This is a genomic window from Planococcus dechangensis, assembly GCF_042654465.1.
GTDB classification, from domain to species: domain Bacteria; phylum Bacillota; class Bacilli; order Bacillales_A; family Planococcaceae; genus Planococcus; species Planococcus dechangensis.
In genome coordinates, this window is the sequence record NZ_JBHSGL010000005.1 from 803,729 (window position 1) to 820,291 (window position 16,563).

Consider the following 16,563-nt stretch of genomic DNA (forward strand, 5'->3'; position numbering starts at 1 on the left):
CATTGAACGAAATGGTTTGGCGTTATCTCGCGCATTTTCACATCATCAGTGTCCAAGTAGTTATGGATTGCTGGATCATATGCTTTGCGCGTACGGTTACGTTCATAGTTCGGATCTGGAAGCGGAATGGCCGAGAGCAATGATTGCGTATACGGATGCATCGGGTTTTCGTACAAATCATCCGCGGGAGCCAGTTCCACCAACTTACCGAAGTACATCACGCCGATGCGGTCCGAAATGTATTTGACCATCGACAAATCGTGGGCGATGAATAAATACGTCAAGCCTTTTTCTTTCTGCAATTCTTTCAATAAGTTGACGACTTGCGCTTGAATGGAGACATCCAGTGCCGAAATCGGTTCATCTGCAATGATAAAATCCGGATCAACGGCAAGAGCGCGGGCAATCCCGAGACGCTGGCGCTGGCCGCCTGAAAACTCATGCGGATAACGGTTAGCGTGCTCTTTGTTCAAGCCTACAGTTTCCAATAAATCGAAGACCATTTTTTTTCGGTCTGTTGCATCCTTCGCCAATCCGTGAATATCGATTCCTTCGGCGATGATGTCCATAACTTTCATCCGTTGATTTAATGAAGCATATGGATCTTGAAAAATCATCTGCATTTTGCGGTTGAATTTTTTCAGGTCTTTTTTTGATTTCTTGCCGTGTACACTTTCCCCTTCATAAAGCACTTCTCCGTCTGTTGCATCGTAAAGACGGATGATGGAACGTCCCGTTGTGGATTTTCCACAACCGGACTCTCCTACCAATCCAAGGGTTTCACCTTTGTATATATCAAAGGAAATGCCATCTACGGCCTTCACTTCATTCGCTTTTCCTACATTAAAATGTTGCTTTAAATTGTGTATCTCCAGCAATTTCTCAGCCATCAATAAACGCTCCCTTCATAATAGCGGCTTCCAGGGAACTTTTTCATCCGTTCGATAACCATTTCCGGCGGCTCGACTTGAGGAGCATCCGGATGTAAAAGCCATGTCGCTGCCATATGCGTATCTGAAACTTTAAAAAACGGTGGCGGCTGTTCCATATCGATCTTCAATGCATACTCGCTGCGCAGGGCGAATGCATCTCCTTTCGGTGGATGCAATAAGTCTGGCGGGGTGCCTGGGATCGCATACAGCTTTGCATCTTCTGCATCCATCGATGGCATAGAGCTAAGCAGCCCCCATGTATACGGATGTTGCGGGTTGTAGAAAATCTCATCAACAGTACCGATTTCAACAATCTTGCCACCGTACATGACCGCTACACGGTCTGCAACATTCGCCACTACACCGAGATCATGCGTAATGAATATGATGGAAGTATCAATTTTTTTCTGTAAATCTTTCATTAATTCAAGAATTTGAGCTTGAATGGTTACATCAAGCGCCGTTGTCGGTTCGTCGGCTATCAGAATTTGTGGATTGCAGGCAAGCGCAATTGCAATAACGATCCGCTGGCGCTGTCCGCCTGAAAATTGGTGCGGATATTGCTTCATGCGCTGTTCAGGTTTCGGCATGCCGACAAGACGCAGCAAATCAATTGCTACTTTCTTCGCTTCTTCTTTGCCGATTTTCTGGTGCTTCAAAATCGGTTCTGTAATTTGGCGGCCAATTGGCATTGTCGGATTCAAGGAAGTCATCGGATCTTGGAAAATCATCGAAATATCTTTTCCTCGGATTTTCTGCATTTCCTTATCGCTCAATTTCGTCAAGTCACGCCCGCCGAAAAGGATTTCCCCACTTTTAAATTCAGCACTCTCTTCCGGCAATAAACGCATAATCGATTTGGTGGTAACGGATTTACCGGAACCGGATTCTCCTACAATTGCCAATGTTTCACCTTTATATAGATCAAAGTTAACGCCTCGGATTGCCTTTACTTCGCCACCATATGTGTTGAAGGAAAGTTCGAGGTCTTTTACTTGAAGTATTTTTTCCATCTAAGGCTTTCCTCCTTAATCTTTCATCTTCGGATCAAGCGCATCACGCAAGCCGTCACCAATCAAGTTAAATGCAATCATGATTAAACTTAACACTACAGCCGGGAACAACAGAATATGAGGCTGATACTGGATCAGTTTATAGCCATCATTGATCAATGTCCCAAGAGACGCATCCGGAGCCTGAAGCCCGAGTCCGATAAAGCTCAAGAAAGCTTCAAAGAAAATAGCGCCTGGAATCGTGAACATCGTGTTGATGATGATGACACCGAGAACGTTCGGCATCAAATGCTTCCAGATGATGCGGCTGTCGCTCGCACCTAGCGTGCGTGCAGCCAAGACGAATTCCTGGTTTTTGTATTTAAGAACTTGGCCGCGGACCACCCGCGACATTCCGGTCCACCCGGTTATTGTCAGAGCTATGATGATCGCGAGTATCCCCGGATCCATGATGAGGATAAACAGTATGACGACAACCAAGTTCGGAATACCGGTCAGAATCTCAACGATACGCTGCATGACATCATCAATGCGCCCGCCAAAATAACCGGAAACTCCGCCATAAATGACACCAATCACCATATCGATCGCTGCTGCTACGAATGCGATGAATAAGGATACTTGAGTACCTTTCCAAACACGTGAAAACATATCGCGTCCAAGGCCATCAGTGCCGAACCAATAATACTGGTCGACGTTTTTCATTTCGTATAGATCGATGGTCTGCCCGCCCAATTGGCCTTCGCCGTTGAAGATTCCTAGATTTTCCACAACCGGAATTTTTGGTGGCAAGTTCGCATGGGTGATGGTTTGCGCATTCGGCTCATACGGGCTCATGATCGGGCCGACGAGCGACATGATAACAATCACTGCAAACAAAACCAGGCTGACGATAGCCCCTTTGTTTTTCTTTAAGCTGCGCCATGCGTCCTGCCAAAAACTGACGCTCGGCTTTGAGATTCTTTCGGCTTGGCTAGTATCTCTCGGAATACGCTCAAAAGCATCTTGCGGAAGCTTTTCATAGTTTTGTGTCATTAACTCTTACCTCCTGAAAGACGAATACGAGGATCGATGACTCCATACAAAATATCTACTATTAATATGATCGCAATCAAAAAGACAGAGAAGAACATCGTTGTACCCATGATAATAGAGAAATCGTTGACCATAATGGATTTAACGAATTGCTCACCGATTCCAGGGATCGCGAAAATTTGTTCGACGACAAGCGAACCTGTCAAGATGCTGACTGCCATCGGCCCAAGAACAGTAATCAAAGGAATCAAAGCATTACGGAAAGCATGTTTGAAAGCAATTTCAGAACCACTAGCTCCCTTGGCCTTCGCCAAAGTAATGTAGTCTGAACCAAGCACTTCAATCATTTCCGTACGGATAAAGCGTGCAGCTGTGGCGAGCGGGAACATCGCCAAAGCAATCGATGGCAAGACGCTCGACATGAAACCATCTTTCCATAATGCCACCGGAAACAGATCCCATTTTAAACCGAACCAGTATTGAAGCATGGATGCAAAAACAAATGAAGGGATGGATATCCCGATAATCGCCACTACGGTGCTCGTGTAATCCACCCATGTGTTTTGCCTGAGCGCCGCTACCATACCGAACAGTATTCCGAGGAACGTTCCAAGAAGCATCCCTTGGAATCCGATCTGAGCTGACGGCCCCATGCGGCTTAAAATAACATCCGTTACGTCTGCGCCTTTGAATTGGTTAATGGAAATACCCAAATCTCCTCGCAGCAAACCGAACATATAATTGAAGTATTGAACAGGAAGGGGTTGGTCCAGTCCGTAACGTGCCTCTACGACTGCCCGTTGTTCAGGAGATAATTTATCTGCGGAAGCAATTGGGGAACCTGGTAATACTTTCATCAAGAAAAATGTAAAAGTGGCAATAAGCGCTAACGTGATAAACATGTAGATGAGTCTTTTTCCTATATAGCGTGCCATGGTGCACCTCCAAATAAAATCACTATACTGCATAAACTTACTGAAATTAACTTATTTTTACTGATAAAGCTGAATACCGCTAATTTTCGGTGAATTTATTTACAGTAGAAAAGAGAGTATATCAATCCCTTGATATACTCTCTTTCTATTATGTTTTCATAAAGTACATTCAGTTGGGAGTTATTATTCCTTACCGGAAATATAAGCCCATTTGTAGCTATAATCTCCGCCGAATGGATGTTTAACAATGTTGTTCACATAAGGCTTTTGAAGGGACATGATACCGCGTTGATAGATCGGTGCGATAGCTGCGTCTTCTTCGATCAAGATTTTTTCTGCTTGAGCCATTGCATCCCAGCGTCCTTCAGCATCCTGTGCCAAGTCGCCTTTAGCTTGCTCGATCAAGTTGTCGAACTCTTCGCTAGAGTAAGACATCAAGTTATGTGAGCTGCCTGTTACGAAAAGGTCAAGGAATGTCATCGGATCCTGGAAGTCAGGGCCCCATCCAGAGTTCTGGATATCGTAGTCTTGTGCTTCATCAAGCTCAAGGCGTACGCCGAATGGTACAGCTTTCAAGTTAACTGTCAAACCTTCAAGGTTCGTTTCAAGTTGTTCTTTCAAGTAAGCATCCATTTTACCTGCAGTTTCAGTATCGCCGCCAAGAAGTTCTAGTGTCACTTCTGTTTCACCGATTTCTTCTAGGCCTTGCTCCCAATAAGTTTTCGCTTCGTCAGCGTTGAATTCCATCATGTCTCCGTTGATATCACGGAAATCTTCTTCAGCTTCGTTGAAAGCGAATTCAGTTGGAACCAAGTAGTTCGCTGGAAGTGAACCGTTTGCAAGTACTACATCCGTAAGGTCTTGCTTGTTGAAAGCAGTAGCAATCGCTTTACGGATATTTTCATTTGCTAGTGGAGTTTCTTCACCGTTGCGTTCTTGGTTGAATTTCAAGTAGAACAATACAGGCTCTTGCTCGCGTAGAGCTTCTTCATCGTCAGCATATTGCAAAGCGAATTCGCCGGCAAGACCAACGCGATCTTTATCACCTGATTGGTAAAGGTTTACAGCAGTTGAAGTTTCTTTAACTACATCAACATTGATTGTTTCAAGTTGAACAGTTTCGGCATCCCAGTACTCAGGGTTTTTCTCCATTGACCAAGTCAGGCCAGTGCCATCCCAGTTCGTTAGAGTAAAGGGTCCGTTGTAAAGGATTGTTTCAGAGTTAGAAGCGTAGTTGTCGCCTTGCTCCGTTACGAATTCCTCATTTAAAGGATAGAACGTACCGAAAGCCATCAATGACATGAAGTAAGGAGTTGGACGCTCAAGTTCTACAACAAGAGTTTTGTCGTCTTCAGCAGTAATTCCAAGTTCAGAAACTTCCATTGATCCTTCAGAAACTTCAGTTGCGTTTTTGATTGTGCCAGCCATCATATATGGTCCATAAGGTGAACCTGTGTCTGGATCAATCGCACGCTGCCAAGCATATACGAAATCGTTAGCTGTAATCGGTGTACCGTCCGACCAGTTAGCGTCGCGCAATGTAAATGTATAAGTAAGACCATCTTCGCTGACTTCAGGCTCTCCATCAGCAAGAGCAGGCTCAGCAATGTTATCTTCGTTCAAGCGGAACAAACCTTCGTTAACGTTGTTAAGGATGTTAAATGCTACAGCATCCTCTGCAATTGAAGAATCCATCGAAGGGATTTCAGCACTTTCAATCAAGTTAAGTTCTTGTACAGAATCCGGCTCTCCGCCGTTGCCTTCTGCGCCTTCTGTCTCTTCTGTTTCGGTTGTTTCAGTTCCTGTATCTGTGTCATCTCCGCCGCCACAAGCAGCCAAGAAAGCACTAAGTACTAAAACCAAGCCAAAAAGCCATAAAATCTTGCTGTTTTTCACTGATGTTGCCCCCTTAAATTTTCTGAAAAATTGGTACAAGATTTATTATACATAAATATTTTTTGATGTACAGCGTTTTATTTGGAATATTTTACACTTTCAGCTTTTTATAGATTGCCGTTTATTATCAAATAGCCTGAAAAGCGTGTCATGTAAGCGTTTTCTTCTCAATTAGCGTCTGAATAAAATTTTGATTTATTTTGTTGTTTCTTCTACAATTAAGATGAATAGAGGTGCTGGAATGAAAAAAATTATCATCGGTATTACCGTCGTTCAATTAATGGTTATTGTGACGATGTTACTCCGAAGCGATCCGTTTTCTTTACTGTCATACATTAATAACTCCTTTATATACGGGGGCATTCTCGTATTCTTCGGCGCATGGGTGTTTGTCGTGCGCACAGGAGTTTTCGACATTTTCACCATGAGCATGCGCAAAGTATTCAAGAGTAAGTCTACGCTCGAAGATGATGATATGCGTTTGCCATCCGAAACATTGTCATTCTCAAGTTCACCTTTTTTGATGGTTGGCGCATTTACACTGCTTCTCATGGTTATTTCACTGCTCCTGTACCAATCCTAAGGTGACTATTGCAGGCCCAATCCCTTTTGTATTATAATGAATTCAATAAGAAACGAGCGTCGACGAAGAGTAGTAAATGCAGTTCCTTCTATATAAGAGAGCTTGTGGCTGGTGAAAACAAGCAGAAGGCTGCATCGAATGGACTTCCGAGCTGGAGTGGTGAAAAAAAGTAGCCGCTTTCGTTTTTTCCACGTTACGGAAAAAAGAGGCCGCATTTGCGGCAACCAGGGTGGTACCGCGGAACCGCACATCATTCGTCCCTTTTTTTATAAGGGACGGGTGATGTGTTTTTTTGTTTTCAATTTCTTGTTCTCTAACACCTATCCGAAGGAGGAAATTTAATGAAGAAGATTTTTTCAGGCGTCCAGCCTACAGGCACAGTGACACTTGGCAATTACATCGGTGCATTCAAGCAGTTCACAGAGTTGCAGCACGATTATGACTGCATCTTTTGCATCGTTGACCAACATGCCATCACCATGCCCCAGGACCGGCTCGAATTAAGAAAGAACATCAAATCACTCGCAGCACTTTATTTGGCTGCCGGCATCGATCCGGAAAAAGCGACATTATTCATTCAATCTGAAGTTCCTGCACACGCGCAAGCCGGTTGGATGTTGCAATGCGTAGCAACGATCGGTGAACTCGAGCGCATGACGCAGTTCAAAGACAAATCTGCCAAGGCCGCTTCGATCTCTGCCGGCCTGCTGACTTATCCACCATTGATGGCTGCAGACATTCTGCTGTATCAAACGGATATCGTACCTGTCGGCGACGACCAGAAGCAGCATATCGAATTGACTCGCGATTTAGCTGAGCGCTTTAACAGAAAGTACAATGATATCTTCACCATGCCGGACATCCGGATACCGAAGCACGGCGCCCGTGTCATGTCATTGCAAGATCCGACCAAGAAGATGAGCAAGTCAGATACCAATAAAAAATCCATCATCACTTTGCTGGATGATTTAAAAACGATCGAAAAGAAAGTCAAGAGCGCTGTCACCGATTCAGAAGGAATTGTCCGCTATGATCCTGAAAACAAACCTGGCGTTTCGAACCTATTGTCCATTGAAGCCGCACTCACCGGCGCTTCGATTGAAGAGTTGGTTGCTAAATATGAAGGTTCGGGCTATGGCGACTTTAAAGCCGGTGTCGCTATTGCAATTACTGAACATTTAGCGCCAATCCAAGAACGCTATTACAAATTGCTTGATTCAGATGAGTTAGATATGATTCTTGACGAAGGTGCAGAAAAAGCTAACGACATCGCCAATAAAACATTGAAAAAGATGGAGAATGCAATGGGTCTTGGACGTAAACGCAAACGCTGAAAAAGACCAAATAAAAAAGATGGGCAGAAGAAATTCTTCTGGCCCATCTTTTTTGTTTGACTTGCATTTTAACGAAGTGATTTTGGGTTCAAGGCATCTTTCAAGCCTTCCCCGATAAAGTTGATTGACAGAATTGTCAAAGTGATGATGATTGCCGGCGGCATCCAGATCCACGGCTTGCCTTGCAGCACATCCGGCTCATTTGCGGATGATAGCATATTGCCCCAACTTGGTGTTGCTTGTGGAACACCGAAGCCCAGATAGCTGAGCGCCGATTCGATGACAATCATTGTCGCAAAGATCAATGTACCTTGTACGATAATGGTGGAAACGACGTTTGGAAGCAAGTGTTTGGTAATGACCTTGAACGGTGAGCAACCGATCGATAAAGCTGCCATGATGTACTCGTTTTCTTTTTCGGCCAACACTTTGCTTCGCACCAAACGGGCAACTCCGCCCCAGCTAAGTGCGCCGATAACCATGATCAATACCCATAGTCCATCAACAATGCCATAAAGAATGGTATTCAAGACAATGACGAAAACAAGAAACGGAAAGTTCAAGACGAAATCCGTGAAACGCATGAGGATGCTGTCGATAAATCCGCCGAAGAATCCGGCCAGTGCACCGACAATTGTCCCGAATGTGATAACAATTAAAGTAGCGCTAAATCCGACCAATAAAGAGATGCGGCCGCCATAGAACAACCGTGTTAACACGTCCCGTCCACTTTTATCTGTACCGAGAAGGTGTTCACTATTGGGCTGAATGTTCATGGCCCCGATGTTTACTTTTGATACATCCGGTAGAGGCGACAAAAATGAAGCGATAAATGGAGCCGAGAAAGACATCAAAGTCACTAAAATGATAAAGAACGTGCTGATCATGGCCAATTTATTTTTTAAGTACTTTTTGCGTGCAATTTGCCACGGAGACAAGCTTCTTTCCGGCTTCTTTTGCTGAGTGATAGTTGTTGATGATGCCATTTACTGCTTCCTCCTCAATCCAGGCGAATTCGTGGATCCACGACGCCATATAGAATATCTGCTATCAAGTTACCAAGCAATGTCAGAAACGATAATAACATGGTAAGTGCCATCAAAGTCGGATAATCTCGTGTCGTCACGGATTGTAGGAACAATTGACCGATGCCTGGATAAGTGAAGATCGTTTCTGTAATGATCGCTCCGCCGATCAACGCGGCAAAGTCGAATCCAAGGAATGTGACCAATGGAATAATCGAATTGCGCAAAATGTGAACATTATAGATTTTCTTGATTGGCGTTCCTTTTGCACGTGCTGTACGGACAAAGTCCTTACGTGAATTTTCGATAATGTCATTGCGCAAAAATTGCGTATAGCTGGCAGTGCTCATGGCACCAAGAACCAGTGCCGGCAACAATACGTGGTGCATGCGGCTCAAATAATACTCAAAAGAACCTTGCTCCGCTAAAATGTCGACAGATCCCGCAAACGGAAACCAATTCAGCTGGAATGCAAAAAAGTAGATGGCAAAAACAGCTGCAACAAATGAGGGAATCGCCAACATGATGTAGTTGAATCCTGCAATGGCGTTATCCCCTAATGTATAAGGCCGCCTGCCGGAATACATGCCCATGATAAAGGCCATAATATATGTGATGACCAATGCGGTAATCCCTAAAAATAAAGTGTTCGGAATTTTTTCCATAATAAGGTCGAACACCGGAATTTTGAATCGTGTGGATTTACCGAAATCCCCTTGCACGAATCCTGTGATCCAATTGAAATACTGGACCGGCAATGGATCGTTGTACCCGAGCTTTTCACGCATTTCTGCTATGTATTCCGGGTTGGTGTTCAACGGATCAATTTCTCCGCTGAGGGAATCTCCCGGCATCAATTTAGCGAGACTGAAGACAACGATGGAAATCAAGATCAACATCGGAATCATTCCAAGCAATCTTCTAATCGAATATTTAAGCATAGGTACTCTCCTTGTCTGATAAATTCTCGGTTGTGCTCTTCGGCACGGTAAGAATTGTTTTGAGTAAACAGCCCTTACCGTGCATAAGAGCCTTATAGAAAGATTCAACGATGGGCGAACTCGCCCATCGTTGAAGGTTTAGTGCTGATATTATTCTGTAACGAACCATTCAGCAGGGCTGTTTTGACCAGAAACGTCATATTCAACTCCGCCAACGCGGTTGTTAAGAGCGACAATTTCTTCAAGTTCTGCAATGTAAAGCATCGGCAGCTCTTCGTTGACAATTTTTTGCCATTCTACATACAACTCTTTGCGTTTTTCCTGATCCGTACCGACGATTTCGATATCAAGAGCATCGTCTAGCAATTGATCAGCTTCAGGATTGTTGTAGCGCGGGTAGTTCCAAATTTGATCAGACTTCCAAGTAGCAGTTGGATCCGGGTCTGTTCCTGTTCCCCAGCCGCCGAAGAATGTTTCGATAGAAGCGTCATCTTTTTCTACCATATCGTAGTAAAGGTTAACTTCCACCATTTCTACTTCAGTGCGTAATCCTACTTCTTCGAAATATTGTGCGATTGCTTGGGCACGGGATTCGAATGTTGGGTTTCCTGTTGCATAGTGAGAGAATTTCACGACGAACTCTTCGCCTTCTGGATCTTCACGGAAACCGTCATCGTTCGTATCAACGTATCCTGCTGCATCCAGCATTTCCATTGATTTTTCTGGATCGTATTCATATTGGATCAAATCGCTGTCATCAGCTGCGTTCCAGTGTGAAGTCGGTACCGGCTTGTTAACAACGTCAGCATAGCCGAAGAAGAATGCATCTACCCATTCCTGGCGGTTTAGTGCATACATCATAGCCTGACGCAATTCTTTGCTTTGGTACTTTGGAAGTTCTTCTGTGATCGTTTGTGATTCGTTATCAAATTTACCGAGTTTGAATCCTACATAGTAATAAGTCAACCCTGGGTAAGTTGTAATTTCAACGTTCTCTAGCGGCTCCACTTCCGGGCCAGATACTGGCTGAAGGGAAATCATGTCGATATCATTGTTTTGCAATGCTCCGACAACAGAAGAGTTATCGATTACACGAAGGACGATTTTGTCCAAGTTAACATCGCCATTCCAGTATTCATCGAATTTTGAGAATTCGACAGATTCACCAGGGACGATATTGTCGACTTTGAATGGCCCAATTCCAATTGGAGTTGAACGAACCCATTCAGATGCAGACATGTCTGCAACTGGCACATCGCCAAGAACAGATTCTGGAAGCGGATATGCCCACAAGTTAGTCAAGTTGTTAACGCGTGCTTGATCAAATGTAATATTGATTTCGTAGTCGCTGACGACTTCGATACCGGAGATGGAGTCAGCATCACCGCTGCGGTAAGCTTCTGCTCCTTCAATTGTTTGTACATTCGAGTAACGGGGACCGTCATAATCAGGATCTGCAAGAGTTTCTAGTGCAAAAACCCAGTCATTTACTGTCAATTCTTCGCCATTGTGCCATTTAACGCCTTCTTCGAATGTGAAGTTGAAGACTTTATTATCTTCAGTTTCCCAAGAAGCGACGTTCGGCTCCGGCTCCAAGTTTTCGTTATAGCTGATCAATGCTTCATCGAACAAATCGATGACTTCAGCGTCAGTTGCGATGCCATAAAATGCAGAAGAGAATAGACCTTCCGGTGGAGCATCAAGTCCATAAACGAGGGTACCGCCTTGCTGTGGTTCGCCTTCTGCTGCGCCTTCTTCAGAAGAGCCTTCGCCTTCTGAGCCTGACTCACTGGTTGTATCGTCGCTGCCGCCACATGCCGCCAAAAACGCGGACAAGATGAGTACTAGCGCGAAAAGCCAGAGTAAGGATTTCTTCTTCATCTGTTTTCCCCCTAAAAATTAGTTTGATTTAATACAAATGGCACGCGACTTGATGGCCTGGACGCACTTCTACCAACGCTGGTTTCTCTTGTGAGCAGACTTCCATAGCTACCGGGCAGCGCGTATGGAACGGGCAACCGGTAGGTGGATTTTGCGGGCTTGGCACATCGCCCTTCAGTACAATCCGCTCTTTTCGCTTCGCCGGATTTGGCTCCGGTATCGCTGAAATGAGCGCTTGCGTGTAGGGATGCAGCGGTTCTTTGTATAAATCTTTATTTGAAGCAAGCTCAACGAGATTGCCCAAATACATAACTCCGATTCGATCACTCATATGCTTCACGACACTAAGGTCGTGGGCAATAAAGAGGTACGTTAGATCGAATTCGATTTGCAATTCTTTCAGCAAGTTCAACACTTGCGATTGCACGGATACATCAAGTGCGGATACAGGTTCATCCGCTACTATCAGCTTCGGGTGCAAAGCCAGCGCACGGGCGATTCCAATGCGCTGCCTTTGTCCTCCCGAAAATTCATGGGCGTACTTATAATAAGCCTCTTCAGGCAAACCAACTCGTTTGAGGAGCGCTTTGATTTCTGTTTCCAGCTCTCTTTTATTGCGTTTTTCATAGTTCAAGATCGGCTCAGCGATAATGTCACCGACCATCTGCATCGGATTCAGCGATGCATACGGATCTTGAAAGACCATTTGAAAATCTCGGCGCGCACGCTGTAATTTAGCTCCGGATAATCGGGTGATGTCTTTTCCTTCGAAAATGATTTTGCCTTCTGTCGGCTTCATCAAACGAAGAATCGTCCGGCCGGCTGTCGATTTGCCACAGCCCGACTCCCCCACAAGCCCAAGAGTCTCGCCTCTACGAAGTGAAAACGACACGTCGTCGACAGCTTTCACATTGCCGATCGTCCGCTTGAAAAATCCTCCTGTTACCGGATAATACTTCTTCAAGTTGTGGATTTCCAACAGGTTCTCACGCTTATCCAGATGATCGATTCGCTCTTGTTTGAAATCTCTTGTTGTCATAATGTGGCGACTCCTTCTCTATCTCGAACTTTTTTTTTGTCTGATGGCCAACTTTCATCAAACAATAGGCAGGCGACTTCATGTTCATGTCCGACATCGCCAAGCTGTGGCGTGACTGTTGTACACTCCGGCATCGCTTTCGGACAGCGGTTGGCAAATCGGCATCCGACTTGCGGCATATTGATGACCGACGGCACTAAACCTTCAATCGTCGCCAAGGTTTCGATTTCTTCATCCATTTTCGGTATGGCTTTCATCAGCAATTCCGTATACGGATGTTTCGGTGCCGCAAACAATTCCTCCACCGGCGCACGCTCTACAATTTTCCCGGCATACATGACGAGTACTTCATCGCAGATTTCCGCGACCACTCCCAAATCGTGTGTAATTAGGATAATTGACATATCGTTTGCTTCTTGAATACCTTTTAGCAACTCCAAAATTTGGGCTTGTACCGTTACGTCAAGCGCAGTTGTCGGCTCATCGGCGATCAATAGCTTTGGCTGGCAAGCAATTGCCATGGCGATCATTACGCGTTGGCGCATGCCGCCCGATAATTGGTGAGGGTATTCTGTAACAATTTTCTCAGCACGTGGGATGCCCACTTGTTTCAACAGTGAAACCGAGCGGAGACGCGCTTCTTTTTTCGTTAGGTTTTCATGATTGAGGATTACTTCTTCTATTTGATAGCCGATTGTGAATACTGGGTTAAGTGACGTCATCGGTTCTTGGAAAATCATCGAGATGTCTTTTCCGCGGATGTCGTTCATCCGTTTATCGGAGAGCTTTGAAATGTCTTCTCCTTCGAACTCGATTTCGCCACCTCTGATTTTTCCGATGCCTTCTGGCAATAGCTGCATGATGGATAAAGACATGACACTTTTTCCGCATCCCGACTCGCCGACAACCCCGACGATCTGCTTGCGTTTCACATCAAAACTCACGCGCTCGACTGCGTTATAATAATCACCTTCAATTTTAAATCCGGTTTGAAGGTTTTTGACTTGCAAGAGTGGTCTATTCTCGGTGGAAACAAACTTAGCTGGCATCATAACACCTCAAAATTCTTTTTTTTCTGTTAATTTACTCTTGGTTTAAGTCTATTACAAAAGAATTACAGGCGCAATATAATTTTTGTATTTCAAGAAAAGATTACCATATAGAACGATGGCTTTTTGCCTTTAATCCTTAGGGGCTCTAAGCTTCCGGCAACTATGCAAGCATTGCATATTTTTTATCAAAATATTAAATGGATAATAAAAAAAACTCCCGGATACGGGAGTCTTAATAATATATTAGTATTTTTTCAATACGAGAGACGCATTATGACCGCCAAATCCAAGTGAGTTGCTCATTGCATATGACAAGTCTGCCGTCCGCGCTTCATTTGCCACATAGTCCAGATCGCATTCCTCATCTGGTGTGCCGTAGTTCATTGTCGGTGGCATGATGCCTTCTTTTAAAGCCAAGGCAGTGAAAATCGCTTCAATGCCTCCAGCTGCGCCAAGCAAATGGCCAGTCATCGATTTTGTAGAGCTCATTCCAAGTTTATAGGCGTGTTCGCCAAAGACCGTTTTAACGGCCATCGTTTCATACAAATCGTTGTATGGCGTGCTTGTGCCGTGTGCATTGATATAGCCGATATCTTCGATTTGGATATCTGCATCATCAATCGCCTGTTTCATCGCACGCGCTGCACCTTCTCCACCCGGAGCTGGCGCCGTAATATGATGCGCATCCCCAGTAGATCCGTATCCGACAAGTTCTGCATAAATTTTTGCACCGCGAGCTTTTGCGTGTTCGTATTCTTCCAAAATAACAATTCCAGCGCCTTCACCGATAACAAAACCATCGCGGTTTTTATCAAACGGGCGCGAAGCTGTTGCTGCGTCTGCATTGGTTGTCAACGCCGTATTAGCTGTAAAACCGGCAACTGATAGGCGCGTAATCGGCGCCTCTGCTCCGCCGGAGATCATGACATCGGCATCGCCGCGTTGGATGACTTTAAATGCATCTCCAATTGAATTCGTGCCGGATGCACATGCCGTTACCGAACATGAGTTGATTGCTTTTGCCCCGAAGTGAATCGACACTTGTCCAGATGCCATATCCGGAATAATCATCGGCACGAAGAACGGGCTGATGCGGCGGACGCCACGCGAGTTCAGCACGTCCATTTGGTTTTCAATCGTTTCCATCCCGCCGATTCCTGAACCGATCCAAACACCCGTACGCAACGCCGTTTTCTCATCCAATTCAAGTTGGGCATCTTTCATCGCCATAATGGATGAAGCGAGTGCATAGTGGGTAAAACGGTCCATCTTGCGAGCTTCCTTGCGCTCAATATAATCTTCAATGGAAAAGTCTTTAATTTCTGCGGCAACTTTTGCCGGATATTGGTCTGCGTCTAAACGGGTTAATGGGCCGACTCCCGATTTCCCTGCTTTGACCGCTTCCCAAGTTGTTTCGATATTATTTCCAAGTGGCGTCACAGCACCTATACCAGTAATGACTACACGACGATTATCCATTTCATTATCTTCCTTTCGCATATCCGTTTATTTCCCCCACTTCATAGCAATGGCGCCCCATGTCAGGCCGCCGCCAAAGCCGACCATGACGACGATATCATCGTCTTTGATGCGGCCTTCTTCCAAATCCTCGACAAGGGAGATAGGAATGGAAGCGGCAGATGTATTGCCGTATTTCTGAATGGTCTTCGACATTTTTTCAACAGGCAAATCCAAACGCGTCCGCGCGGATTCCATGATTCGGATATTCGCTTGGTGTGGAATTAGAAAATCTACATCTTCTTTTGCAAGCCCCGCTTTTTCGATGACATTCAAAGCAGACTCTCCCATTTGGCGAACGGCAAACTTGAACACTTCGCGTCCGTTCATGATGAGATGCTTGTCTTGATACAGGTGTTCCCCGCCTGAGCCGTCAGCTCCCAGTTCGAAGGCCAAGATGCCGCGCCCTTCAGAAACTTTTCCGATGACCGCCGCTCCCGCTCCATCCCCGAACAGAACGGCCGTATTGCGGTCTTCCCAGTTGGTTATTTTCGATAGTTTCTCTACACCTACAACTAAGACATATTGATACGTATCCGATTCGATAAATTGTTTTGCAGTGATGACGCCATACATAAATCCGGCACACGCTGCAGAAATATCCATCGCTGCCGCATTGACGGCGCCGATCTGCTGCTGGATATCACAAGCTACTGACGGGAATGGGCGGTCAGGTGTCACCGTGGCCACTAATATCAACCCGATATCTGCAGGATCAATGCCAGCATTCTCGATTGCTTGCTGCGCCGCTTCTCTCGCCATATCGGAAGTGTCTTGTCCGCTATGTGCTATCCGGCGTTCTTCAATTCCTGTCATGGTCCGAATCCATTCATCAGATGTATCCATCCGCTGCTCGAGGTCAAAATTCGTCAACTTTTCTTCCGGCAGGCATCTGCCAGTGCCGATGATTCCAGCATTCATATATGTCCCTCATTTCGATTAACATCAATTGTTAGTACCTGGTATCAATAATACGATAATTCAACTGGGATTTCAAGTTGCCGACATATTTCTGACAAAAACTTAGGATTCAAGAGAAACTTTCTTTCTGTCGCGGCGTGCATATGCTATGATAAAACAAGATATTCTTATATAGAGGTGAAAACAGATGCATTACATTGGAACGCTGATTTGGTCTGTCCTAATTATTTCAACATTGAATTACGTAGTAAGTGCTGTACAAAACGTGCCATTCGACTTCATGATCGGCATTTACTTTGCCATTGCAGTCGCTGTACTGATTTTCGTTTTGGATATGATTATCCCGAAAGAAGCAGCAAAAGAATTTTAATGAATAAGAAAAGCGGAATCCTTAAACGGATTCCGCTTTTTTCATAGCAACAAACTTAAAAAACGCCGCATTTTCAAGAATGCGGCGT

Annotated in this window: 15 protein-coding genes and 1 other annotated feature; of the genes, 3 read left to right on the forward strand and 12 right to left on the reverse strand. The window is 44.9% G+C overall.

Annotated features, from left to right (window positions below; translation table 11 throughout):
* The 5 genes from ACFO5U_RS07265 to ACFO5U_RS07285 form a co-directional block, all read right to left on the reverse strand.
* On the reverse strand, nt 1-890 hold an 890-nt coding region (locus ACFO5U_RS07265; RefSeq protein WP_377277973.1), incomplete at its 3' end, for an ABC transporter ATP-binding protein.
* Nucleotides 890-1,945 carry an ABC transporter ATP-binding protein gene (locus ACFO5U_RS07270; protein ID WP_377277975.1) on the reverse strand — a complete coding sequence of 352 codons (1,056 nt, stop codon included), beginning with the start codon at nt 1,943-1,945 and terminating at the stop codon, nt 890-892. The genes ACFO5U_RS07265 and ACFO5U_RS07270, both read right to left, overlap by 1 nt.
* A gap of 15 nt (nt 1,946-1,960) precedes the next feature.
* Nucleotides 1,961-2,980 (reverse strand): oligopeptide ABC transporter permease, encoded by a 1,020-nt coding sequence (gene opp3C / locus ACFO5U_RS07275; protein WP_377277976.1) that lies wholly within the window; start codon nt 2,978-2,980, stop codon nt 1,961-1,963.
* Nucleotides 2,980-3,915, reverse strand: coding sequence for an oligopeptide ABC transporter permease (opp3b, locus tag ACFO5U_RS07280; RefSeq protein ID WP_377277977.1), 936 nt, complete (start codon nt 3,913-3,915; stop codon nt 2,980-2,982). Before opp3b ends, opp3C begins: the two co-directional genes overlap by 1 nt.
* A gap of 183 nt (nt 3,916-4,098) precedes the next feature.
* Nucleotides 4,099-5,811 carry a peptide ABC transporter substrate-binding protein gene (locus ACFO5U_RS07285; protein WP_377277979.1) on the reverse strand — a complete coding sequence of 571 codons (1,713 nt, stop codon included), beginning with the start codon at nt 5,809-5,811 and terminating at the stop codon, nt 4,099-4,101.
* 241 nt (nt 5,812-6,052) lie between these two features.
* Between ACFO5U_RS07285 and ACFO5U_RS07290 the strand changes: the two genes are divergently transcribed.
* A complete protein-coding gene (locus ACFO5U_RS07290) occupies nt 6,053-6,394 on the forward strand; it encodes a DUF3899 domain-containing protein (protein ID WP_377277980.1) in 342 nt (113 codons plus the stop codon).
* A 50-nt stretch (nt 6,395-6,444) separates the two neighbouring features.
* Nucleotides 6,445-6,659 (forward strand) — a binding site (T-box leader).
* A gap of 76 nt (nt 6,660-6,735) precedes the next feature.
* Nucleotides 6,736-7,728, forward strand: a complete 993-nt coding sequence (gene trpS, locus ACFO5U_RS07295) for a tryptophan--tRNA ligase (RefSeq protein ID WP_377277982.1) — start codon at nt 6,736-6,738, stop codon at nt 7,726-7,728.
* Nucleotides 7,729-7,796: 68 nt separating this feature from the next.
* Here the strand turns inward: trpS and opp4C are convergent, their stop codons facing one another.
* The 7 genes from opp4C to ACFO5U_RS07330 all read right to left on the reverse strand — a co-directional run bounded on the left by opp4C (nt 7,797) and on the right by ACFO5U_RS07330 (nt 16,105).
* A complete protein-coding gene (gene opp4C, locus ACFO5U_RS07300; RefSeq protein ID WP_377277984.1) occupies nt 7,797-8,714 on the reverse strand; it encodes an oligopeptide ABC transporter permease in 918 nt (305 codons plus the stop codon).
* 14 nt (nt 8,715-8,728) lie between these two features.
* Entirely contained in the window at nt 8,729-9,694 is a 966-nt protein-coding gene (opp4B, locus tag ACFO5U_RS07305) for an oligopeptide ABC transporter permease (RefSeq protein WP_377277985.1), read from the reverse strand.
* A 150-nt stretch (nt 9,695-9,844) separates the two neighbouring features.
* Nucleotides 9,845-11,575, reverse strand: a complete 1,731-nt coding sequence (gene opp4A / locus ACFO5U_RS07310) for an oligopeptide ABC transporter substrate-binding protein (protein WP_377277987.1) — start codon at nt 11,573-11,575, stop codon at nt 9,845-9,847.
* 28 nt (nt 11,576-11,603) lie between these two features.
* Nucleotides 11,604-12,614 (reverse strand): ABC transporter ATP-binding protein, encoded by a 1,011-nt coding sequence (locus tag ACFO5U_RS07315; RefSeq protein ID WP_377277988.1) that lies wholly within the window; start codon nt 12,612-12,614, stop codon nt 11,604-11,606.
* Nucleotides 12,611-13,663 carry an ABC transporter ATP-binding protein gene (locus ACFO5U_RS07320; protein WP_377277990.1) on the reverse strand — a complete coding sequence of 351 codons (1,053 nt, stop codon included), beginning with the start codon at nt 13,661-13,663 and terminating at the stop codon, nt 12,611-12,613. The genes ACFO5U_RS07315 and ACFO5U_RS07320 overlap by 4 nt, the downstream gene beginning before the upstream one ends.
* Nucleotides 13,664-13,909: 246 nt before the next feature.
* Complete coding sequence (fabF, locus tag ACFO5U_RS07325) at nt 13,910-15,145, reverse strand: beta-ketoacyl-ACP synthase II (RefSeq protein ID WP_377277992.1); 1,236 nt, start codon at nt 15,143-15,145, stop codon at nt 13,910-13,912.
* A 27-nt stretch (nt 15,146-15,172) separates the two neighbouring features.
* Nucleotides 15,173-16,105: a beta-ketoacyl-ACP synthase III gene (locus ACFO5U_RS07330; RefSeq protein WP_377277994.1), complete on the reverse strand. Its 933-nt coding sequence runs from the start codon at nt 16,103-16,105 to the stop codon at nt 15,173-15,175.
* 187 nt (nt 16,106-16,292) lie between these two features.
* On the opposite strand from ACFO5U_RS07330, the gene ACFO5U_RS07335 reads away from it, so the two are divergent.
* Nucleotides 16,293-16,475 carry a DUF2929 family protein gene (locus ACFO5U_RS07335; RefSeq protein WP_377277996.1) on the forward strand — a complete coding sequence of 61 codons (183 nt, stop codon included), beginning with the start codon at nt 16,293-16,295 and terminating at the stop codon, nt 16,473-16,475.
* Nucleotides 16,476-16,563: the final 88 nt, after the last annotated feature.

Bases quoted from the DNA above. Each gene is read 5' to 3' on its own strand.
- ACFO5U_RS07270 (WP_377277975.1), bottom strand. From the start codon at position 1,945: ATGGAAAAAATACTTCAAGTAAAAGACCTCGAACTTTCCTTCAACACA.
- opp3C (WP_377277976.1), bottom strand. From the start codon at position 2,980: ATGACACAAAACTATGAAAAGCTTCCGCAAGATGCTTTTGAGCGTATT.
- opp3b (WP_377277977.1), bottom strand. From the start codon at position 3,915: ATGGCACGCTATATAGGAAAAAGACTCATCTACATGTTTATCACGTTA.
- ACFO5U_RS07290 (WP_377277980.1), top strand. From the start codon at position 6,053: ATGAAAAAAATTATCATCGGTATTACCGTCGTTCAATTAATGGTTATT.
- trpS (WP_377277982.1), top strand. From the start codon at position 6,736: ATGAAGAAGATTTTTTCAGGCGTCCAGCCTACAGGCACAGTGACACTT.
- opp4C (WP_377277984.1), bottom strand. From the start codon at position 8,714: ATGGCATCATCAACAACTATCACTCAGCAAAAGAAGCCGGAAAGAAGC.
- opp4B (WP_377277985.1), bottom strand. From the start codon at position 9,694: ATGCTTAAATATTCGATTAGAAGATTGCTTGGAATGATTCCGATGTTG.
- opp4A (WP_377277987.1), bottom strand. From the start codon at position 11,575: ATGAAGAAGAAATCCTTACTCTGGCTTTTCGCGCTAGTACTCATCTTG.
- ACFO5U_RS07315 (WP_377277988.1), bottom strand. From the start codon at position 12,614: ATGACAACAAGAGATTTCAAACAAGAGCGAATCGATCATCTGGATAAG.
- ACFO5U_RS07320 (WP_377277990.1), bottom strand. From the start codon at position 13,663: ATGCCAGCTAAGTTTGTTTCCACCGAGAATAGACCACTCTTGCAAGTC.
- fabF (WP_377277992.1), bottom strand. From the start codon at position 15,145: ATGGATAATCGTCGTGTAGTCATTACTGGTATAGGTGCTGTGACGCCA.
- ACFO5U_RS07330 (WP_377277994.1), bottom strand. From the start codon at position 16,105: ATGAATGCTGGAATCATCGGCACTGGCAGATGCCTGCCGGAAGAAAAG.
- ACFO5U_RS07335 (WP_377277996.1), top strand. From the start codon at position 16,293: ATGCATTACATTGGAACGCTGATTTGGTCTGTCCTAATTATTTCAACA.